This is a genomic window from Gracilibacillus marinus, assembly GCF_042651725.1.
GTDB lineage: Bacteria > Bacillota > Bacilli > Bacillales > Amphibacillaceae > Gracilibacillus > Gracilibacillus marinus.
In genome coordinates this window covers 182366-205195 of sequence record NZ_JBHSDV010000005.1, presented here as the reverse complement: position 1 = coordinate 205195, position 22830 = coordinate 182366, and the positions used below count along the sequence as shown (strand labels likewise).

General features: G+C 36.4%; 21 protein-coding genes and 3 riboswitches. Of the genes, 17 read left to right on the top strand and 4 right to left on the bottom strand.

Annotated features, from left to right (window positions below; all coding sequences use genetic code 11):
* Positions 1 to 124: 124 nt before the first annotated feature.
* Positions 125 to 625, bottom strand: coding sequence for a hypothetical protein (locus ACFOZ1_RS14500; protein WP_390200446.1), 501 nt, complete (start codon positions 623 to 625; stop codon positions 125 to 127).
* A 151-nt stretch (positions 626 to 776) separates the two neighbouring features.
* Positions 777 to 1571, bottom strand: a complete 795-nt coding sequence (locus ACFOZ1_RS14495; RefSeq protein WP_390200444.1) for an ion transporter — start codon at positions 1569 to 1571, stop codon at positions 777 to 779.
* 123 nt (positions 1572 to 1694) lie between these two features.
* On the opposite strand from ACFOZ1_RS14495, the gene ACFOZ1_RS14490 reads away from it, so the two are divergent.
* The 6 genes from ACFOZ1_RS14490 (at position 1695) to guaA (ending at position 9913) form a co-directional block, all read left to right on the top strand.
* The gene (locus tag ACFOZ1_RS14490) at positions 1695 to 2144 is read left to right on the top strand and encodes a hemerythrin domain-containing protein (protein ID WP_390200442.1); all 450 of its coding nucleotides are present in this window, start codon (positions 1695 to 1697) and stop codon (positions 2142 to 2144) included.
* A 74-nt stretch (positions 2145 to 2218) separates the two neighbouring features.
* Positions 2219 to 3586: a TrkH family potassium uptake protein gene (locus tag ACFOZ1_RS14485; RefSeq protein ID WP_390200440.1), complete on the top strand. Its 1368-nt coding sequence runs from the start codon at positions 2219 to 2221 to the stop codon at positions 3584 to 3586.
* Positions 3587 to 3731: 145 nt separating this feature from the next.
* Positions 3732 to 4685, top strand: a complete 954-nt coding sequence (locus ACFOZ1_RS14480) for an AAA family ATPase (protein WP_390200439.1) — start codon at positions 3732 to 3734, stop codon at positions 4683 to 4685.
* Positions 4686 to 4693: 8 nt separating this feature from the next.
* Entirely contained in the window at positions 4694 to 5944 is a 1251-nt protein-coding gene (locus ACFOZ1_RS14475) for a DUF58 domain-containing protein (protein ID WP_390200437.1), read from the top strand.
* A complete protein-coding gene (locus tag ACFOZ1_RS14470; protein WP_390200435.1) occupies positions 5941 to 8121 on the top strand; it encodes a DUF4129 domain-containing transglutaminase family protein in 2181 nt (726 codons plus the stop codon). The genes ACFOZ1_RS14475 and ACFOZ1_RS14470 overlap by 4 nt, the downstream gene beginning before the upstream one ends.
* 28 nt (positions 8122 to 8149) lie before the next feature.
* Positions 8150 to 8251, top strand: a riboswitch (purine riboswitch).
* Positions 8252 to 8371: 120 nt separating this feature from the next.
* Positions 8372 to 9913 carry a glutamine-hydrolyzing GMP synthase gene (gene guaA / locus ACFOZ1_RS14465; protein ID WP_390200515.1) on the top strand — a complete coding sequence of 514 codons (1542 nt, stop codon included), beginning with the start codon at positions 8372 to 8374 and terminating at the stop codon, positions 9911 to 9913.
* Positions 9914 to 9988: 75 nt separating this feature from the next.
* On the opposite strand, the gene ACFOZ1_RS14460 is transcribed toward guaA, so the two are convergent.
* Entirely contained in the window at positions 9989 to 10342 is a 354-nt protein-coding gene (locus ACFOZ1_RS14460; protein WP_390200434.1) for an MmcQ/YjbR family DNA-binding protein, read from the bottom strand.
* A gap of 362 nt (positions 10343 to 10704) precedes the next feature.
* A riboswitch (purine riboswitch) is annotated at positions 10705 to 10807 on the top strand.
* A 100-nt stretch (positions 10808 to 10907) separates the two neighbouring features.
* Between ACFOZ1_RS14460 and ACFOZ1_RS14455 the strand changes: the two genes are divergently transcribed.
* A complete protein-coding gene (locus tag ACFOZ1_RS14455) occupies positions 10908 to 12209 on the top strand; it encodes an NCS2 family permease (RefSeq protein WP_390200432.1) in 1302 nt (433 codons plus the stop codon).
* A gap of 651 nt (positions 12210 to 12860) precedes the next feature.
* On the opposite strand, the gene ACFOZ1_RS14450 is transcribed toward ACFOZ1_RS14455, so the two are convergent.
* Positions 12861 to 13289: an Hsp20/alpha crystallin family protein gene (locus ACFOZ1_RS14450; protein WP_390200431.1), complete on the bottom strand. Its 429-nt coding sequence runs from the start codon at positions 13287 to 13289 to the stop codon at positions 12861 to 12863.
* A gap of 131 nt (positions 13290 to 13420) precedes the next feature.
* On the opposite strand from ACFOZ1_RS14450, the gene ACFOZ1_RS14445 reads away from it, so the two are divergent.
* The 10 genes from ACFOZ1_RS14445 to purF all read left to right on the top strand — a co-directional run bounded on the left by ACFOZ1_RS14445 (position 13421) and on the right by purF (position 22761).
* Complete coding sequence (locus tag ACFOZ1_RS14445; RefSeq protein ID WP_390200429.1) at positions 13421 to 14008, top strand: DUF2179 domain-containing protein; 588 nt, start codon at positions 13421 to 13423, stop codon at positions 14006 to 14008.
* A complete protein-coding gene (locus ACFOZ1_RS14440; protein WP_390200427.1) occupies positions 13962 to 14171 on the top strand; it encodes an NETI motif-containing protein in 210 nt (69 codons plus the stop codon). The genes ACFOZ1_RS14445 and ACFOZ1_RS14440 overlap by 47 nt, the downstream gene beginning before the upstream one ends.
* An 84-nt stretch (positions 14172 to 14255) precedes the next feature.
* Positions 14256 to 14354, top strand: a riboswitch (purine riboswitch).
* A 232-nt stretch (positions 14355 to 14586) separates the two neighbouring features.
* Positions 14587 to 15078, top strand: coding sequence for a 5-(carboxyamino)imidazole ribonucleotide mutase (gene purE, locus ACFOZ1_RS14435; protein WP_390200426.1), 492 nt, complete (start codon positions 14587 to 14589; stop codon positions 15076 to 15078).
* Positions 15065 to 16195, top strand: coding sequence for a 5-(carboxyamino)imidazole ribonucleotide synthase (gene purK, locus ACFOZ1_RS14430; protein ID WP_390200425.1), 1131 nt, complete (start codon positions 15065 to 15067; stop codon positions 16193 to 16195). Before purE ends, purK begins: the two co-directional genes overlap by 14 nt.
* Before the next feature lie 14 nt (positions 16196 to 16209).
* The gene (gene purB / locus ACFOZ1_RS14425; protein ID WP_390200423.1) at positions 16210 to 17505 is read left to right on the top strand and encodes an adenylosuccinate lyase; all 1296 of its coding nucleotides are present in this window, start codon (positions 16210 to 16212) and stop codon (positions 17503 to 17505) included.
* 14 nt (positions 17506 to 17519) lie between these two features.
* Positions 17520 to 18233, top strand: coding sequence for a phosphoribosylaminoimidazolesuccinocarboxamide synthase (purC, locus tag ACFOZ1_RS14420; RefSeq protein WP_390200421.1), 714 nt, complete (start codon positions 17520 to 17522; stop codon positions 18231 to 18233).
* Positions 18230 to 18481, top strand: coding sequence for a phosphoribosylformylglycinamidine synthase subunit PurS (purS, locus tag ACFOZ1_RS14415; protein WP_390200419.1), 252 nt, complete (start codon positions 18230 to 18232; stop codon positions 18479 to 18481). Before purC ends, purS begins: the two co-directional genes overlap by 4 nt.
* On the top strand, positions 18478 to 19161 hold the full coding sequence (purQ, locus tag ACFOZ1_RS14410) for a phosphoribosylformylglycinamidine synthase subunit PurQ (protein WP_390200417.1): 684 nt from the start codon (positions 18478 to 18480) through the stop codon (positions 19159 to 19161). Before purS ends, purQ begins: the two co-directional genes overlap by 4 nt.
* The gene (purL, locus tag ACFOZ1_RS14405; RefSeq protein WP_390200415.1) at positions 19145 to 21373 is read left to right on the top strand and encodes a phosphoribosylformylglycinamidine synthase subunit PurL; all 2229 of its coding nucleotides are present in this window, start codon (positions 19145 to 19147) and stop codon (positions 21371 to 21373) included. The genes purQ and purL overlap by 17 nt, the downstream gene beginning before the upstream one ends.
* Positions 21349 to 22761 (top strand): amidophosphoribosyltransferase, encoded by a 1413-nt coding sequence (purF, locus tag ACFOZ1_RS14400; RefSeq protein WP_390200413.1) that lies wholly within the window; start codon positions 21349 to 21351, stop codon positions 22759 to 22761. Before purL ends, purF begins: the two co-directional genes overlap by 25 nt.
* The last annotated feature ends 69 nt before the right edge of the window (positions 22762 to 22830 follow it).

Genomic DNA, 22830 nt, shown 5'->3' with positions numbered 1-22830 from the left:
TCTCTACTAAAGCATCGAATCGAGATGTTTAGAAGAACTTTTAAATAGACAGTCGCCCCATAGAGAAGCGACTGCAAAGGAGAAATTAAAATCATTGAGTAAGGTAGAGAAATAGAAATATAACTTAGCGTCTTCTTTTCTTGTTACGTGATTTCTCGTTGTTACTTTCTTGCTCGCTATCACTTTGCTCATTTTTGACTTGGACTACACTAATATTACGGATGTGGAAAGAAGATAGACGAATTACTTCTTTGTTTGCTACAACTGTTACAATGTCATCTGTCATATCATTTAATACACCTTCTAATTTCTCAGGTCCACCTCTGTTAATTTGTACCCATTGAAGCTTCAAGTGATCTAATAACTGTGTGAAAGAAGCGGCAATGATTGGCTCAACTTCTTCTTCACCTAATTCATCTGCTTTTATGTCTTTTACATTTTCGGTAATACTTTTGATGTGTTGCGTGCGATAATAAATAACGCCTTCTTCTTTTGTTAATAATGCAATGTAGTCATTATACACACCGATGAGTTTACCAACCCTTGATTCAGGACCTCCTCGATCAATACGAATCATTTTGTCAACAACTGCGTCCAAATAACGGCCGATTTGGCTAGGATCCATTATGCATTCTCCTTTCTAAACTTTTACACTGAAAGTATATGTATCTAGTAGTGACATTGCGCTAAGCACTAGCCTACCAAAGCTAAGATTGAACAAATAACCTATTAAATAGCAAGATAATAGAGAAAATTAAAAGAAGCACCATCCAGTATTAAGGACGGTGCTTCTCTTTACTTATTAATAATTGCTTGATTTCTTGAATTTCTTTTCGTAATTCTTTTATCTCATGTGTGTCTTTCTTAATCTCTTCTGTTTCTTCTTCTACACTATCAGATATCTTTTGTGCATTATTGACGATTTCACCAACAATGAGGTTAATCATGATAAACGTTGTAATAATGATAAAAGAAATGAAATAAAACCAAGAAGAAGGTGCTTGGTCAAATATCGGCCTAAAAATACCGCTTGCCCATGATTCTAAAGTGAAAATTTGAAATAATGTCACAGTACTTAAGAATAAGTCACCAAAATATTCTGGTGAAATCTCACGATAAAAGCTCGTACCAATGACTGCATAGACATAGAATATAATGGCCATAATAAGTAAAACACTACTAATCGTAGGGATGGCCATAAATAATGCTGCTACAATGCGTCTGAGTGTGGGAACAGTGGTAATAGTACGGAATACCCTTAATACTCGGAAGATACGTAACACACTGACGAAAGGTGTACTATAAAGAATGACACTACCGATAACAATGATAAAATCAAAAATGTTCCAACTATTTTGAAAAAAAGCTTTCTTTAATACGATGATTTTGAGTGCTACTTCTATTGTAAAGATAGCTAGAATAATCATATCTATCGTGACAAAGAAAGAATGATACTGTGTATAGAGCTGTGGAGAGGTTTCTAAACCAATTAATATTGCATTAATTATGATTAAATAGGTAATCAATCTATTAAACTTCGGACTCATTACAAATGTCTTTATAAGTTCCATACCATACTTCCTTTATTTTGTGTATGTCATCATACTATTTTACTTCCTTTTCCTTTATACTATAAATATACGATGAAAAGCAATTAATTATAAGAATACAGATTAGAGAAGGAGTTGTTCCAAATGGGCAAGCGTCATGAAGCACTACATCCTTTGTCACATCATCACCATCATACATTAGTGATGGCACAAAAACTGAAAAAAGCGGATGAGAACGCAAGTATTCAAGAAATGACAAGAGAAGTGATAGAATTTTGGGAAAAGGACGGTAGAGATCATTTCAGAGATGAAGAAGAAGTATTGTTGCCGCTCTATGCACAATATGCCTCTGTTGACCAAGAAGAAATACGTGACATGCTGATACAACATGTTCAGATACGTGGTCTTATTCAACATATACGTGGAACAAGACGAATCGAACGTTCTGTATTTAACGAGTTAGGTGAATTATTAATGGTACATGTCAGATTAGAAGAACGTATCATTTTCCCTATGATTGAGAAAGTCGTACCAGAGAAGTACTTATATCAAGCAAATGGCAAGTTCCATCTTGATTCTTATAGTGGTTTCTAGAAAAGTGATGATAAATTACGTAGAGTATGGTAAACTATCGACTAGTTTTAAAATATCTAAGGAGATCTCGTACAATGCCGTTATTAGATAAATGGAAAGCGATGGTGAAGAACTGGTCAGCAATCCATCATATCGTAATTTATTATTTATTAGCAGTTATTTTTTCGACTATTATTATCAGTTTACCAATATTTCATCGAGATGGAGTAGAATTACCGTTTATTGATGCTATGTTTACTGCGGTGACATCTATTAGTGTTACTGGTCTTACAGCGGTTTCTATTGTAGATACATTCAATCCAGCAGGACAAATTGCTATTGCAGTCATCTTGCACCTTGGTGGAATTGGTATTATGACAATGGGTACATTTATTTGGGTCGTGTTAGGAAAGAAAATTGGAATTAGAAATAGAAAATTAATCATGGTCGACCAAAATAGTAAAACATTAGCTGGTTTAGTGAAACTAATGTTAGAAATATTTAAACTTATGTTAGTCATAGAATTCGTCGGTGCGATGATCTTAACCATCCACTTTCTGAATTATTATGATACATTTCAAGAAGCATTATTACATGGGGTTTTTGGAGCAATCAGTGCGACAACAAATGGTGGATTAGATATTACTGGAGCGTCACTCATTCCATTTGCGGATGACTATTTTGTCCAATTTATTAATATGATTTTAATTGTACTTGGGGCAATAGGCTTCCCTGTTTTAGTGGAAGTACAAGAAGTGTTACAAGGTAAAAAGAATGCATTTAATGATCGACATAAGTTCTCTTTATTTACTAAAATTACAACAGTCACTTTTTTTTGGTTAGTTATTTTTGGATGGGTAGTGATTTTCTTATTAGAAAGAAATGCGTTCTTTGCTGATAAGAGTTGGCATGAAACATTCTTCTATAGTCTATTTCAATCTGTCACATCAAGAAGTGGTGGCCTGTCTACAATGGATGTATCGGAATTATCGATCCCAACTCTAGTTGTAATTAGTCTGCTCATGTTCATTGGAGCATCACCAAGTAGTGTTGGTGGCGGGATTCGTACAACCACTTTTGCGATTATGCTACTGACGATATTTAATTATGCAAAAGGAAATACGAGTGTCAAAGTATTTGGTAGAGAGATTGATAATGAAGATATGATGCGCTCATTTATTGTCATCTCTACAGCGATTATATTATGTTCGACATCTGTTATATTATTAACATATACGGAAGATTTCTCCCTTATTCAAATTATGTTTGAAGTGACTTCTGCATTCGGAACGACAGGACTATCGATGGGTATTACCCCAGACTTATCGACATTTGGTAAAGTGTTGATTATGTGTTTAATGTTTATTGGTCGTATTGGAATCTTTTCTTTTCTATTCCTTATCAGAGGAGATGCAAGTCAAGATAAGTTCCATTACCCAACAGAGCGAGTGATTATCGGATAAAATGATAAACTATCTGCAACTATACAAGTTGTAGGTAGTTTTTTCTTTAATATTATATATTTACAAGATTCCTATTCTTCTAAAATATACAAGAAAATGGTATGCTAGAAGGTAAGGAATGAATTGCTAGAATGGAGGCTAGGAGATGACAACATATCAAAAACAAGTAAGTGAAATCATCACTAATATAAACAATGTAATTATAGGGAAGGAACAAGAAGTGATTCTCAGTCTTGTCGCATTACTAGCAGACGGGCATGTATTACTAGAGGATGTACCAGGCGTAGGAAAAACTATGCTAGTAAAGGCAATAGCTAAATCTCTTCATTGTGATTTTAAGCGAATTCAATTCACCCCAGATTTATTACCATCAGATGTGACAGGAGTATCTGTATACAACCCAAAAGAAATGGTATTTGACTTTCGAAAAGGCCCTATCTTTGGCGATATCATTTTAGCAGATGAAATTAATCGTACCTCACCAAAAACACAGTCCGCATTATTAGAAGCAATGGAAGAAATGCATGTAACAATAGATGGAAGTACTCGAGCATTACATAGACCATTCTTTGTAATGGCAACACAGAATCCTGTTGATTATGAAGGAACATATCCATTACCAGAGGCGCAACTGGATCGCTTTATGATGAAATTAAGTATGGGTTATCCGACACGAGAAGGGGAACTAGAGATGCTAGAACGTGCGGATAAAGGGCATCCAATCGAGGAAATTCATCCTGTAATCGATAAGCAACAATTGTTAGAAATGCAACGTGCAATCAATGACGTGTTTCTAGACCGAACGCTGAAGCAATTGATTATCGAAATAGTTGGGGCAACAAGAGAGCGTAAATACGTACAATTGGGAGTGAGTCCCCGAGGATCTGTCGCATTAATGCGTGCGGTTAAAGCATATGCATTTATCCACGATAGAGATTATGTCGTTCCTGACGATATTCTTTATTTAGCACCATTTGTATTAGCACATCGACTCATGCTCACTCCTGATGCAAGTTATGAGGGAGTAAAACAATGGATGATTATCCAAGAAATATTGACGAATCTAGAGATACCTATTCGTAAGGAACGACATGGATGAAAGAAAGTGTGAAACAAATTATTAAAGTTGTAGAAGTCATCTTGCTCATTACGATTTTATTTACATTTGCGATGTTTCAAGGTGGATTTGTTAGTTGGTTTTTATTTTATAGCCTAACCCCAATTCTACTTTATATATTTGTACTCCTACTTTACCCAATGAAGAATTGGAAAGTAAATAGCAAGATTTCTAGTACTCATATTCATGCAGGACAATCGATTGATCTCACCATCACGTTGAGACGACTTCTCCCTTTTCCAATCATGTATGTCTCATTAGAAGAAGTATGTCCAGTGACATTAAATCGAAACGACATTGGTAAAGAGAAGTATCATTCGATTGCAAATCAAACAATAAAAGAACAACCTCGAACATTACGAAAACTCCTATTTCCATATTTCAAAAGAGAAATGGAAGCAGAATTTCAGATTACTAATTTACCACGGGGTAAGCATACCTTTACACATGTAATAATCGAAATTGGCGACCCGTTTGGTATTGTCAAGAAGCGATACATACATTCCATTACTCAAGAAGTAGTAGTATATCCAATGAGTTATCCATTTAAATGGCATGTAGTATCTAATCAAATGGAAGAAGGAACGAAACCTGCACAAATATACGATGAAAAATTAACCAATATTGTTGGAGGGGTTCGAGAGTATACACCTGGTGACAAATTTTCATGGATTGATTGGAAAGCAACAGCGAGAAAGAATACGATGATGACAAAAGATTTTGAACAAGAGAAAGATGCCCAGATGGCAATTGCTTGTATGGTTGGAGAAGAAAATGTTGTCAAACCACTTGTCTTAGAAGCAAGTCTAGAATTGTCTATGTCGATTTTAGAAGAGGCGAGAAAGCGGAAGCAACATGTGACATTTCATATCCACGGTAAAGAAATAAAGCATTTTTCAGAACAACAAATCATGCATCATATTGCTGAAGTTAAGGGATATCTATCGACAATTGCACCGGTTACAAAGCGACGAGAACAATTATCTATCTGGAAGCATGTTCCTAAGGGTGCTTTTATACTGACAATATGGACAAAACTCGATCAAACAGTTGTTGAACACATGTCAATGCTGAGAAAAAGAGAGTATCATCCCATTGTTTGTTATATTAGACCGTCGAAGGAAATTACAATGGAAGAGAAACAAATATTGCAACAACTGAGATCACTACAAGTGCCTTATCAAGTGATCACTGAAAAAGACTTACTGAAAACAAGATGGGAGGTACGTATTCACAAATGAAGAAAAGTCATAGATTTCAGCTACCTTCCTTTCTTGTACTGTTCGCAGGATTCTTACTGTTTTGGGAATGGTTACGTCCTTTAGAGCAAATAACAGATACAGGAAGCTCTTATTTATTTGTGCTATATGCCTTCATCAGTTTTTTTGTATCTTATTTTGTCTCAAATGGTTGGCTTAAATTTTTGCTTAAAGGTTCGGCACTCCTACTTGTTATGGATTATGTATTTTTGCATGATCCATTTCTATCAGCAGAGTGGCTCACGCAAGTGTCGATGGAGGTATCCTATAATAGTAACATGCTTTTGAATGCGAATTGGAATGAGTTATCCCCATTTTTTCGGAGTTTTTTATTCCTATTATTAATTTGGGTGATTAGTTATTTGCTACATTATTGGTTTGTCATTGCTAATCGCTTCTTCTTATTTGTTTTCTTAACGATTTTTTATTTGGCTATATTGGATACTTTTACTGTGTATGATGCGACAATAGCCATTGTTCGTGCATTGATTATTTCCTTACTTGCATTAGGGCTTAATCACTTTTACCGGATGCACAGAAGTTCGGATTATCAACCAAAGTATATGTCAATATGGATGTCGGCAGTTCTATTTATTGTGATGATAGCGTCAGTATTAGGATATTATGGTCCAAAAATGGATCCGAAATGGCCTGATCCTGTACCATTTATCGAAAGTGCAGCAGGCCATGTTGGATTTGGAGAAGGAACCGTAAAGAAAGTAGGGTATGGTGAGAATGATGAGACATTAGGTGGTTCTTTTGTAGCGGATGATACATTAGTATTTGAAGCAATAGCGAAAGAACGATTGTATTGGAGAATTGAATCTAAAGACGTGTATACAGGGAAAGGTTGGGAAAAGTCCCGTCCGTTTGAATTCGAGCCTGTCATTGATAATATGATACAATTTCAAACATTTGATCCTGCGAGTGTAGATATCTTCTCGTCATCTGTATCTGTCGAGTACGCGGAAGGTAGTCGATTAGATAAAGTCCCATTCCCATATGGAACGACATCTATCGCGCCACCTGAAACAATCGCGTTATATCAAGACTTTTATTCAGGTATGGTGGAATACGAAATGGGCGAGCAACAGTATCAACCATATTTTACAATGGAATATAATCGGCCCTCATTTTCGATTGACCAATTAAAGAATACATCAAATGAAGACCCAAGTGAGATTACAGAACAGTATTTACAATTGCCAGAAACATTACCAGATAGAGTGAGCCAATTAGCAGAAGAGGTTGTTGCAAATTTGGACAATCGATTGGATAAGGTCGAAGCAATTGAATCTTACTTTTCTTTAAACGGCTACGTGTATCAAACAGAGAATATTGCTACACCGAGTGGCGAAGAGGATTATGTAGATCAATTCCTGTTCGAGACAATGGTTGGCTATTGTGATAATTTCTCTACATCGATGGTTGTGCTGCTGAGGACATTAGATATTCCGGCAAGATGGGTGAAAGGATTTACTGGTGGCGAAGTCCAAATTGGTGAAGCGAATTTACCTAGTGGCTATCAAATGTACGAAGTAACGAACAACAATGCACATTCATGGGTAGAGGTATACTTCCCGGAGGTAGGCTGGGTACCATTTGAACCGACAAGAGGGTTCGATAACCTTACGACATTTCATGAGGAGACACTTGCGGATGTGGATCAGCCAGAATTAGAGGAAGAATCTACACCAGAAGTAGAAGAACAAGAAGAGATTGAAGAAGAAGTGACACAAGAAGAGTCAGAAGAGACGAATACACAAGCAAATGATGGAAATTTCATGAAAGTCCTAAAAATACTAGGTTGGATTGCTAGTGGAATCTTAGTTCTTTCGGTTATATTCATCATTATCAAAAGAAAAGATATACACAATTGGTATCTAAAGCGGAAATGGGAAAAGATAAAGCAGAAACAAGACTTAAACGTAAGTTATCATTTTCTATTGGCAGTGCTAGCAAAAAAAGGATTAAAAAGAGCAAGTAATGAAACACTAAGAACATATGCGAGAGCTGTCGATGAGAAGCTTGGATTAAAAGCAATGACAGAACTGACAAATATTTATGAGCAATACGTATATAGTAATAAAAAAGCAGAATGGAACGAGGAACAAGTAAGTAAACTCTTTCATGAAATGTTTGAACAAGTATTAGCTTGACCAACAAAAAAACGATTGATAGAATAAGATAAAATTAAGTAAAGACCTTCATATATATTTGGGAATAGGGCCCAGATGTTTCTACCAGAACACCACAAATGTTCGGACTATGAAGGTGGGGGTCTGTCGTGATTTCTGCCTTTCTGTTGACAATAACTGTAGAAAGGCAGTTTTTCTGTGTGATGATGCATGGGATATAGAATACTTAATGTTTTTTTAAATGTTGCTAGAGGAAAAAAAGGAGTGGACAATCTTGGAATTAAACAACGAAATGATATTGGTTCTTGATTTTGGTAGCCAATATAATCAATTAATTACACGTCGTATTCGTGAATTTGGGGTATATAGCGAGTTACATTCCCATCGCTTGACAGTGGAAGAAATTAAAGAAATGAATCCAAAAGGAATTATTTTATCTGGTGGACCACATAGTGTCTATGGTGAGAATAGCTTCCGTTGTGATGAACGTATTTTTGATTTAGATATTCCAGTGCTCGGTATTTGCTATGGTATGCAATTAATGACACATCACTTTGGTGGTACAGTAGAACGTGCGAATGAGCGTGAATATGGTAGAGCAGAAATCAATGTAAAAGAAGGTTCTGTTCTATTTGAAGGAACACCTAAAGACCAAATTGTTTGGATGAGCCACAGTGATAAAATTATTACACCACCTGAAGGATTCGAAATTGAAGCAACAAGTACTTCTACACCTGTAGCTGCAATGCGCCATTCAGAGAAGCAATTCTATGGTGTGCAATTTCACCCAGAAGTTCGTAACTCAGAATACGGAAATGATTTATTAAAAACTTTTGTATTCCAAGCTTGTAAATGTACTGGTGACTGGACAATGGCGAACTTCATTGACATGGAAGTAGATAAGATTCGTGAACTTGTTGGGGATCGTAAAGTATTATGTGCATTAAGTGGGGGCGTAGATTCTTCTGTTGTTGCTGCATTAATTCATAAAGCAATCGGTGACCAATTAACATGTATCTTTGTAGATCATGGCTTATTACGTAAAGACGAAGCAGAAACGGTTATGCACACATTCCGTGATGTATTCCATATGAATATCATTAAAGTAGATGCACAAGAACGCTTTATGAATAAATTACGTGGTGTATCAGATCCAGAACAAAAACGCAAAATCATTGGTAATGAATTCATCTATGTATTTGATGATGAAGCAGCTAAATTAAAAGATGTAGATTTCTTAGCGCAAGGAACACTTTACACAGATATCGTGGAAAGTGGTACAGACACAGCACAAACAATTAAATCACACCATAATGTTGGTGGATTACCAGAAGATATGGAATTCGAATTAATTGAGCCATTAAATACATTATTTAAAGATGAAGTACGTGCACTTGGTTCTGAATTAGGTGTACCTGATGAGATTGTATGGCGTCAACCATTCCCAGGACCAGGACTTGGTATTCGTGTACTTGGTGAAATTACAGAAGAAAAATTAGAAATTGTACGTGAATCTGATGCGATTTTACGTGATGAAATTAAAAAAGCTGGATTAGATCGTGACATCTGGCAATACTTCACTGTATTACCTGATATTAGAAGTGTTGGAGTAATGGGTGATGCGAGAACATATGATTATGCAATTGGTATTCGCGCAGTAACATCGATTGACGGAATGACATCTGACTGGGCTCGTATTCCATGGGATGTACTCGAAAAAATATCTGTACGTATTGTGAATGAAGTGGATCATATTAACCGCGTACTGTATGATGTGACGAGCAAGCCGCCTGCTACTATAGAGTGGGAATAAACCCAACTCACATAAAAAACCATAACAGTAAAGAAACTCTCTTATACTCACTTCTTAGTGAGTAAAGAGAGTTTTTTATTTCGTTAACTCATAACTTGTATCTAACAGGTGTAGAATTTCTTCATCTTCTACAGAACCATCCAATACAATACTAATCCAATGTTCTTTGTTCATATGGTAAGCGGGGAAAATAGAACTATTTTCTCTTAATATACTAGCTAACGCTGGATCGCATTTGACATTTAAGATTTCAATCTGTTCATCTCCATCCAATTTTAATTTATTTTTATCTACTTTCATAAGCAAACCGTACCATTTGTTATTGCTCTCATGTCTAAGTACAGCGTAATTTGAAAATTTAGCCCAAGGATAGGAAGGGTCTGTGTTGTAGGTTCTTTTTGTATAACTAAAAATACTATTTCTATCCATCTTTGTCACCTCATTATAAGATTAGTCTACCCTGCATCTAAATTCAATTGTTAGAGATATCATAATTTTTAAACACAACTATATGTATTAGTCCGGTTAGGAAAATAGAGACGTCCTTTTTATTTTGGTCTAGGATTTGTTCATTTGTTTGAGTGAATATATCATATTTTATTTTCTCATGATTAACACTAGCATACTGTTCCCCTATATAACGAATACTTTTTAAAATACCTATAATCACCCATTTCACTTCCTTAACAAAATAAACGAACAATTATAAAAAATAGATAAAAAATATTCGGTTTTTGTCTTGACTATTTTGGAACCTCCTAGTAATATATGAATTGAAATTATTCATAATAAAAAAATCATTTACCATCCATCGTATAATATTGGGAATATGGCCCAAGAGTCTCTACCAGAGCACCAGTAAATGCTCTGACTACGAGGAGGAATGTATGACTAGATTCGATTCTATGTCACGCATTCTGAATTGTATGAAAGACTCCTTTTGATGAAAAGGAGTCTTTCGTATTTCTGGTATAAAAGAAGGAGAGATTAGTAAATGAAAAAGTATTTTGAATTTGACAAGCTTGGTACAAGTTATCGTCAAGAAACGGTAGCAGGTATTACGACATTCTTAGCAATGGCATACATCTTATTTGTTAATCCTAGTATGCTTGCAGCAGAAGGTACTGGAATGGATGCTGGGGCGGTATTCGTTGCGACAGCATTAGCAGCAGCTGTCGGTACATTGATTATGGGGCTTATTGCAAAGTATCCGATAGCATTAGCACCAGGTATGGGACTTAATGCATTCTTCGCATTCACTGTTGTATTAGGTTACGGCATCCCTTGGGAAACAGCGTTAGCAGGTGTATTAGTATCAGGACTTATTTTCATTGTTTTAACATTCACTGGTCTTCGTGAAAAAGTAATTAATGCAATTCCAGCACAATTAAAAATGGCAGTAGGTGCAGGGATTGGTTTATTCATAGCATTTATCGGGTTTCAAAATGCCGATATTATCGTAGCAGATCCATCAACTCTTGTTAAATTAGGTGATTTAACGAGTGGGCCAACATTACTTGCAATACTAGGTATTGTAGTAACAGTTGTTCTAATCGGTTTGGGTGTTAAAGGTGGCGTATTCTATGGTATGGTTATCACAGCAATTGTCGGTATGTTATTTAATCTCGTTCCAATACCAGAAAGAATTATTGGTGAAGTACCGAGTTTAGCACCTACATTTGGAGCGGCTTTTACACATTTAGATCAAGTCTTTACATTACAAATGCTTGTTGTTATTCTTACGTTCCTTTTTGTAGACTTTTTTGATACTGCTGGAACATTAGTTGCAGTTGCTTCCAAAGCAGGTTTAATGAAAGATAACAAATTACCTCGAGCTGGTAAAGCATTGTTTGCTGATTCGGCAGCGACAGTTGTTGGTGCGACATTAGGAACATCTACAACGACTTCTTATGTAGAATCAACGGCGGGTGTTGCAGCGGGTGGACGAACAGGATTTACCTCTGTTGTGACAGCTGGATTATTCTTACTTGCTATTTTCTTCTCTCCATTATTAGGAGTAGTGACAAGTCATGTGACAGCACCAGCACTTATCATTGTTGGGATTATGATGGCATCTTCTTTAAAAGATATTGAATGGGATAAGTTCGAAGTTGCAGTACCAGCATTTTTGACGATTATTGTTATGCCACTTGGCTATAGTATTGCAACAGGTATTGCAGTAGGGTTTGTTTTCTATCCAATTATGATGGCAGCAAAAGGACGTATTAAAGAAATCAATCCAATCATGTGGTTCTTATTCATTGTCTTCATTTTATATTTAGGATTCTTACATTAAAAATTGTGAGATGAGGACAATATAATTTTCCATTTAAAAAATCCAAACGATTCGGAAGCTATTTACCGAACAGTTTGGATTTTTTGCGTATGAAAGATAACTTTATTTGATCATTTTGAAATTAGATATGTGCCTGGCAACCGCTCCGGCTTGTCCGTTTCCCTTTCCGTAGGTTTTTCCCCTAAGCTAACTTTTTTAGCAAAGTGCGCTAAAAAGTGGATCTTAGGGGAAAAACATCCCACAGGAATGGAAACAGACGCCTGCGCTTTTTGGTACGCTACAATTAATATAATCATAAAATTATTGGCTTTATTTCATATTGAATATAATTTTATCTTTAGATTACGTATCATGATGAACAAAATAAGTGTCTAACTGTAACAAACCAAAACATTAGCTCTTGTAAACATTGTAGAATGTCACTATAGCAAAGGCGCACACTCCCACTCCTATGGGCCACTTTTTCCTGAAGGTCCACTTTTCCAAGCGACTTTTGCTTGGGAAAAGTTAGCTGAAGGAAAAAGCCCATGGAAAGGAGAGTGGGCAAGCCGAAGCGGGGTTATACGCACATTGTTTATTTCATTGCCAAACACTAAATATAGAATCGTTCGTGTTTTGTTTGAAGAACAATACTCATATCCCAATCCTTATTTACTCCTCAAACGTCTCAATAGAAATCTTCTTCCTATTATGTTCCTTTTTCTGTTTTGGCAAATGAACAATCATGACACCTGATTTGATAGATGCAGATACTTTATCTTCTCTAATAGGAAATGGCAAATCGATTTTGCGTTGGAATTCACCAAGCAGAATTTCTTGATTAATGATTTTGCCATGTTGTTCAATCGGTAATAATTGTCCTTTTAATTCAACTGTAGTAGGAGAAGTAGAAAGGTTAATTTGTTTACGATCCTTGATTCCGGGCAAATTAATATATAATATGAATTCATTTTCCTGTTCATACAAATTAACAGCAGGAATAGGTGGTTTGACAATATGTTCAAAGTCATTCCAAAAGTCCCCACCAAAAAAGTGATCTAAGTTATTTTTCCATTCATGCATTTGTCGGAATGGGTCCATCGTTATCTATCCTTTCGATTCTTTTTAAATATATAGCGACAACGCAAGTAGTATGTTAAAATGGGTGCCGCATCAAACTACTATTATGGTATGGTAGGAATAGCAACATGGTGAGAACAGGAGGGTGAGTCGTGCTAGAAAATGCTATTGTCATGGTTATAATTATTATGGCGATTAATATTGTTTATGTATCCTTATCAACACTTCGAGTAATTCTAACATTAAAAGGTAGAAGATATATTGCAGGTACGATTGGTACATTTGAAATTGTTATATACACACTAGGACTTGGACTTGTATTAGATAATCTAGGTGAAGTTCAGAACCTGATTGCATATGGACTTGGATATGGGATTGGTGTCATTGTTGGTTCAATGATTGAAGAAAAACTAGCATTAGGATATATTACTGTCAATGTGATTTCTTCTAATCCAGATATATCTTTTACAAAGCAATTACGCGAAAAAGGATATGGTGTCACAAGCTGGTATGCATATGGAATGGACGGAGACAGACTTTCCATGCAAATATTATCTCCAAGAAAATACGAACTACATTTATATGAAACAATAAAATCAATTGATCCAAAAGCTTTCATTATTGCATATGAACCAAAACAAATACATGGAGGGTTCTGGGTGAAAAAAGTGAAGAAAGGGAAGATTGTGAAAAGTGTCGAAAAAGACGAGCAGCAAACAGAAGAAAATCTTCGAAGTTAATCATGATGAAACAATTGATCAATGTTTAGATCGGATTAAGAAATCAGGTTATCAACCTATAAGAAGAATAGAGAAACCAATATTCAAAGAAGCGGGAAATGAAGCAATTCCTGTCGATCGTTTGATTCAATTTGAAACAATACCACTAAAACACGAACGTTAATTTATTTAGGTAAATTAACGTTCGATTTTTATATTGACGAAATCCGTATCGCTTGTTATCATAAGAGTAGAGTGAAACAAGCAAATAATCAAACAACGTAACCTTCATATAATTTGGGGATATGGCCCAATAGTTTCTACCCATCACCGTAAATGATGGACTATGAGGGAAGATGTACACTGTCTTCCAAATCTACAATCATGGGGTGAAAAGACGAATGATTCATGAAAATATAGCATGATGAATCCCGAGCCACCACGATGAGAATATTTCATTACTTATGAATATAAGTTTGTAGGTTAAGAAGGTATTGGACGAAGCTATTAGCCTATTCATCTTCTCTTATTTATGAGGAGCTATGGATAGGTTTTTTTATAGGATAAATCAACACTTATTTGACGAAAGAGGGGAAACAATGGCACAAGTTGGGGTAATTATGGGAAGTATATCGGATTGGGATACAATGCAACATACGTGTGACATACTTAATGAATTAGGTATAGCGTATGAAAAAGAAGTAATTTCTGCACATCGTACACCAGAAGATATGTTTCGTTATGCAGAAGAAGCAAGACAAAAAGGACTTAAAGTAATTATTGCAGGAGCAGGAGGTGCGGCACATTTACCAGGAATGGTTGCATCTAAGACAACATTACCAGTCATTGGTGTACCTGTTCAATCCAAAAGTCTGAATGGTTTAGATTCTTTATTATCCATTGTGCAAATGCCTGGAGGGGTACCTGTTGCGACAGTTGCGATTGGCAAAGCAGGAGCGACGAATGCAGGAATATTAGCAGCGCAAATACTTGGTACACATGACGAAAGTATTGCGGAGAAATTAGCAACATATCATAATCAGCTAAGAGAAAAAGTAGCAGAAATGAGGGTTGACCTTGCAGACAAGTAAATTGCTATTTGGTTCCACTATCGGAATTATTGGTGGTGGACAATTGGGTAGAATGATGACAACAGCAGCGAAGCATATGGGCTATAAGGTTATTGTATTAGATCCAACACCAAATTGCCCGACAGCACAAGTGGCAGATGAACAAATCATCGCACAATATGATGATTTAGACGCAATCCAAAAGTTGGCAGATCAATCAGATGTAGTCACATATGAATTTGAAAATGTGGATTTAAAAGCAGCACAAATCTTAGAAGATAAAGGTATTCTTCCACAAGGTGCCAATTCTTTAAAAGTAACACAAGATAGAGAATTAGAGAAAAAGGCAATGGTGGAAAGTGGACAGCCAGTAGCTGAATTTGCCATTGTCACAACAGTAGATGAATTAAAAGAAGCTGTAGAACAAATTGGGACACCTTCTGTCGCAAAAACATGTCGTGGCGGATATGATGGCAAAGGCCAAGTGAAACTAACAGATGAAGCGAGTATAGAAGAAGCAATCGAAATGTTAGAGCAAAGTGAACGATTGATTATCGAAAAATGGGTACCATTCCATCAAGAAATTTCGATTGTATTTACAAGAGGGCAAGATGGAGAGATTACGTATTTCCCTGTTGCGGAGAATATTCATCGTGATCATATATTACATGCAACGATTGCACCTGCACGCGTATCAGAAGAAATCAGCGAAAAAGCAAAGAAAGCAGCGAAGGCAATCGCCGAAACAATTGGTGTTGTCGGTACATTTGCAATCGAGATGTTTGTTGTAGAAAATGATATTTTAATTAATGAACTAGCACCAAGACCTCATAATTCTGGTCATTATACGATTGAAGCATGCAATGTGTCTCAATTTGAACAACATATTCGTGCAATATGTCATTTACCATTACTTCCTATCCACTCCCATGGTGGAGCAGTGATGTTTAACTTATTAGGCAAAGATATCGAACCGTTTTTCAGTCGCTTAGAAGATATAGCAACAGCTCACATCCATATGTATGGAAAAGACGAGATTAAAGACCTACGTAAAATGGGACATGCTACATTTATAGGGGACAATGTGCATGATATCTATCAAGATTTAATAGAAAAGAAAATCATCGAACAAAACTAGGAGGCAAAATTCTTATGATTGAACGCTATTCAAGGGAAGAAATGAGCAAAATTTGGACAGACGAAAATCGATTTCAAGCATGGTTAGAAGTAGAAATTTTGGCTTGTGAAGCATGGAGTGAGCTTGGCATTATTCCAAAAGAAGATGTCAAAAAGCTTCGAGACAATGCATCATTTGATATTTCACGCATTTTGGAAATAGAACAAGAAACTCGCCATGATGTCGTTGCATTTACACGTGCAGTATCTGAGACATTAGGTGAAGAAAAGAAATGGGTACATTACGGATTAACTTCTACAGATGTTGTAGATACAGCATTGTCTTATTTATTAAAACAAGCAAATCAAATTATTCGTCGAGATATTGTTAATTTTATCGAGATATTAAAAGAAAAAGCGATCGAACATAAGAATACAGTAATGATGGGACGTACACATGGTGTGCATGCAGAGCCTACGACATTCGGATTAAAAATGGCGTTGTGGTATGAAGAAATGAAACGTAATTTAGAACGATTTGATGCAGCAGCTAAAGTAATCGAGACAGGGAAATTATCTGGTGCTGTAGGAACATATGCGAACATTGATCCATTTGTAGAAGAATATGTATGTGAGAAATTAGGATTGCAAGCTGCACCAGTATCTACACAAACATTACAACGTGATCGTCATGCACAATATATGTCTACACTTGCATTAATTGCGACATCTATCGAGAAGTTCGCAACAGAAATCCGTGGATTACAAAAAACCGAAACAAGAGAAGTGGAAGAATTCTTTGCAAAAGGCCAAAAAGGTTCATCTGCAATGCCACACAAACGTAATCCAATCGGTTCAGAGAATATGACAGGTATGGCAAGAGTCATCAGAGGATATATGGTTACATCTTATGAGAATGTGTCTTTATGGCATGAACGTGATATCTCTCATTCCTCTGCAGAGCGTGTGATTTTACCTGATGCAACGATTGCGCTTAATTATATGTTAAATCGTTTCAGTACTATCGTGAAAAATCTTACGGTATTCCCTGAAAATATGAAACGCAATATTGATCGTACGTATGGTGTGATTTTCTCTCAACGTGTTCTATTATCATTAATTGATAAAGGAATGAGCCGTGAAGCTGCATACGATATGGTACAGCCAAATGCAATGAAAGCATGGGAAACGGCAACACCATTCCGAGAGTTGATCGAGCAAGAAGAACAGATTAAGAACACTTTATCCAAAGAAGAATTAGATGATTGTTTTGATTATACGTATCATCTGAAGAATGTAAATCAAATTTTCAAGAAAATCGGTTTAGCATAAGGGGAGTGTTCGAAATGAAAGACAAGCTGTTATATGAGGGAAAAGCGAAGCAAGTCTACACAGTAAAAGATGATGAAACGTTGCTTGTATTATCGTATAAAAATGATGCAACAGCGTTTAATGGTGCGAAGAAGGCGAATTTTGACGGAAAGGGCAGATACAATAATCTCATCTCATCTAAAGTGTTCGACTATTTACACAAAAATGGTATCAATAGTCATTTCAAAAAAGCATTAAATGACACAGAACAATTAGTAGAGAGAACAACCATTATTCCGCTTGAAGTCGTTGTCAGAAACATCGCTGCAGGAAGTATAGTGAATAGACTAGGCTTAGAGGAGAAAACACGTTTTTCCGAGCCATTAGTAGAATTTTTCTATAAAAAAGATGAATTAAATGATCCATTCATTAATGATGCGCATGCATTATTACTAACAGATGCAACAGAAGAAGAGTTGGCACAAATAAAAGAAATGGCGCTACGTGTGAATGAAAAGCTCCAAGTATTCTTTAAAGAGATTCATTTACAGCTTGTTGATTTCAAATTGGAATTTGGTCGCAATAGAAATGGAGAAATCGTCTTATCAGATGAAGTAAGCCCAGATACATGTCGTTTATGGGATATAGAAACAGGTGCAAAAATGGACAAAGACGTGTTCCGTCAAGACTTAGGGGATTTAGTAACGGTATACGATAATATATTGAATAGACTGGAGGCATTACAATGAAATTAGTTAAAGTACATGTAACATTAAAAGAGGGCGTTCTAGATCCACAAGGTAAAGCAGTACAGGGGTCATTAAATACATTAGGATACAATTCGATTAAAGAAGTACGTGTTGGAAAATATTTAGAATTAACAGTAGAAGATGATGCGAATATTGAGCAACAAATTGAAGAAATGTGTAATAAATTATTAGCAAACCCTGTAATCGAAAATTATGAATATACAGTGGAGGAGGGTGTTACTCAGTGAAGTTTGCTGTTGTAGTATTCCCAGGCTCTAACTGCGATCGTGATATGTACTATGCTGCAAAGGATGCCTTAGGTCAAGAAGCAGATATGTTATGGTACAAAGATGCTAATTTGGATAGGTATGATGCGATACTGATTCCAGGTGGATTCTCTTATGGCGATTACTTGCGTTGTGGTGCGATTGCTTCTACATCTAATGTTGTGAAACAGTTACGCGAGAAAGCAAAACAAGGTGTACCGATTTTAGGCGTATGTAATGGATTTCAGATTTTGTTAGAAGCAGGTCTTTTACCAGGTGCGCTTTTACGTAATGAAAAATTAAAATTTATGTGTCATTTTGAAGATTTAGTAGTAGAAAATAATGATACAATTTTCACTTCTAATTATGAGAAAGGGGAAGTTATCTCTATTCCTATCGCTCATAATGAAGGAAATTACTATTGTGATGAAGAAACATTAGCACAATTAAAAGCAAATAATCAAATTGTATTCACATATAAAAACAATCCAAATGGTTCTGTTTCAGACATTGCTGGTGTGACAAATGAACAAGGGAATGTATTAGGAATGATGCCACACCCAGAGCGAGCTGTTGAAGCAATTTTGAATAGTGCAGATGGATTGAAATTATTCCAATCAATGTTACAAAACTGGAGGGAAAAATATGTTGCAGGCGCCTGAAGTAAGCCCAGAAACAATTGAACAAGATAAAATATATAAAGAGATGGGTTTAACAGACAAAGAATACGACATGATCAAAAATATAATGGGTCGTCGTCCTAATTTCACAGAGATCGGTATTTTCTCTGTAATGTGGTCAGAACATTGTAGCTACAAAACATCGAAACCATTATTGAAGAAATTCCCGACAGAAGGTCCCCAAGTAGTACAAGGTCCTGGAGAAGGCGCAGGGGTCGTTGATATTGGTGATGGACAAGGTGTCGTGTTTAAAGTAGAAAGTCATAATCACCCTTCAGCAGTAGAACCATACCAAGGTGCGGCAACTGGTGTTGGTGGAATTATTCGTGATGTATTCTCAATGGGTGCTCGTCCGATTGCCTCATTAAATTCATTACGTTTTGGTAATTTAAATACAGGTCGTGTGAAGTATTTATTTGATGAAGTAGTACATGGTATTGCAGGATATGGTAACTGTGTTGGTGTTCCAACAGTCGGTGGAGAAGTTCAATTCGATGATTGTTATGAAGGAAACCCATTAGTAAATGCAATGTGTGTTGGTTTAATTGATGTGAAAGATATCCAAAAAGGGATTGCAGCAGGTCTTGATAATACGATTATGTATGTTGGTTCAAAAACAGGTCGTGATGGAATCCATGGTGCGACATTTGCATCTGAAGATTTAACAGAGGATTCTGAGAGCAAGCGCTCGAATGTACAAGTAGGGGATCCTTTTATGGAGAAGCTATTGATTGAAGCATGTCTAGAGGTGATTCATTCAGAAGCACTTGTAGGTATCCAAGATATGGGTGCAGCAGGTCTTACTTCATCTGCTAGTGAGATGGCAAGTAAAGCAGGAATGGGAATGGAAATGAATCTTGATTTAATCCCACAACGTGAAGCGAATATGACAGCATATGAAATGATGTTATCAGAATCACAAGAGCGTATGCTTTTATGTGTGAAGAAAGGTCAAGAACAAGAAATCATCGATATTTTTAGAAAATATAATTTAGAAGCAGTAGCAGTAGGGAAAGTTACAGATGATAAGCGATTCCGCTTGCTACACAATGGCGAAGTGGTTGCAGATATTCCAGTAGATAGTCTTGCAGAAGATGCACCAATATTCTATAAAGAATCCAAAGTTCCAGCATTTTATGAAGAATATCAAAAAATGCCTGCATACCTTCCAAATATAACAGACCATAAAGAGACATTACGTCAATTATTGCAACAACCGACAATTGCAAGTAAAGAATATGTTTATGATCAATATGATTCCATGGTACAAGCGAATACGGTATTCTCACCAGGTTCTGACGCTGCTGTTATTCGTGTACGTGGATATGATAAAGCTTTAGCTATGACAATTGATTGTAACTCTCGTTATATTCACTTAGATCCAGAAGTTGGTGGAAAAATCGCAGTTGCAGAAGCGGCTCGTAATATTGTATGTTCTGGTGCGAAACCATTAGCAATTACAGATGGACTGAATTTCGGTAACCCAGACAAACCAGAAAACTTCTGGCAAATGGAAAAAAGTGTTGAAGGCATGAGTGAAGCGTGTCTTGCACTTGATACACCAGTTATTAGTGGAAATGTATCTTTATATAATGAATCCAATGGCCAAGCGATTTTCCCTACACCAATTGTAGGTATGGTAGGATTACATGAGTCTTTAGCACATATTACACCATCTCATTTCCAAAATGAAGGGGATGCGATTTATGTAATAGGCGAAACAAAACCTGAATTTGGCGGTAGTGAGTTGCAAAATCTATTAGAAGGTAGCTATTTCGGTAAAGCACCAGCATTAGATTTAACAATCGAAGCAAAGCGCCAAGCACAATTATTAGAAGCAATTCAAAATGGTCTAGTTGTATCTGCGCATGATGTGGCAGAAGGTGGATTAGGTGTCGCTTTAGCGGAGAGTTTATTCACAAATAAAGGACTAGGTGCTTTTGTAGAAATACAAGGTGATGTCACTGCAACATTATTTAGTGAAACACAATCACGTTTTGTTGTATCAGTGAAAGTAGAAGATCGAGAAGCATTTGAACGTGTGGTAGAACATGCGACATATATAGGAACAGTTTCTAATGATGATAAATTAGTAATAACAAATGATAATGTAGAAATAATTAATGACAGTGTTGAAGCATTACAACAGCTTTGGAAAGGAGCTATCCCGTGCTTGCTGAAATCAAAGGCTTAAATGAAGAGTGTGGCGTTTTTGCAATCTGGGGACATGAGAAGGCGGCCGAAATGACATATTACGGCCTTCATGCCCTGCAACATCGTGGACAAGAAGGAGCAGGAATTGTAACATCAGATGGCGAAAAGCTAAATGTTCATAAAGGTGTCGGATTAATTAATGATGTATTTTCAGAAGGAGAATTCTCTCGTTTAAAAGGAAATGCAGCAATAGGACACGTGCGTTATGCAACTCAAGGTGGTGGCGGATTCGAAAATGTTCAACCATTAGTTTTTCGTTCCCAAACAACGAGTATGGCATTAGCGCATAATGGAAATCTAGTCAATGCACATGCGCTAAAAAGCCAATTGGAAGCACAAGGTAGTATTTTACAAACAACGTCAGATACAGAAGTAATCGCACATTTGATTAAACGTAGTGGAAATGTTCCATTAGAAGATGCGATTACATCCGCTTTAGGTATGATTAAAGGTGCGTATGCCTTTACTATCTTAACAGAAAACCAACTATTTGTTGGATTAGATCCACGTGGATTACGACCATTATCGATTGGGCGATTAGGTGAAGCGTATGTGTTTGCTTCAGAGACATGTGCATTTGACCTGATTGGGGCGACATACGAGCGAGAGGTAATGCCAGGGGAACTAATTATTATAGATGAACAAGGATTTCGTTCAACACAATTCACTTCACCCATGCAACGTACGCTCTGTTCAATGGAATATGTATACTTTTCCAGACCAGATAGCGATTTAAACAATCAAAATGTACATGCTAGTCGCAAAATAATGGGGAAACAATTAGCGGTAGAGGCACCAGTAGAAGCAGATGTCGTTACAGGTGTACCTGACTCTAGTATATCAGCAGCAATTGGTTTTTCAGAAGCAACTGGGATTCCTTATGAATTAGGATTAATCAAAAACCGCTATGTTGGACGTACATTTATTCAACCTTCACAAGAATTAAGAGAACAAGGTGTGAAGATGAAATTATCTGCCGTAAGAGGTATTGTAGAAGGCAAAAGAGTCGTCATGGTAGATGATTCGATTGTACGTGGAACGACAAGTAGACGAATTGTTGGCTTACTAAAAGAAGCAGGAGCATTAGAAGTACATGTGCGTATTGCTTCTCCGCCAATTGAAAACCCTTGTTATTATGGTATTGATACATCAACAAAAGGGGAACTCATTGCATCCAATAATACGGTCGAAGAAATTCGTGAAATTATTGGAGCAGACAGTCTTGCATTTTTATCAACAGAAGGATTAGAAGCATCAATTGTTGCAGATAGAGACCAACAAACATATGGTATTTGCCAAGCATGCTTTACAGGTAATTATCCAACAGAAATTTATCCTGATACGATTATTCCTGCATATAAAGATTAACGAATAATGATCAATTTATTTTCAAAAATGGATAGAGAAAGTGGCGAATTGTAGCGCCACTTTCTCCAT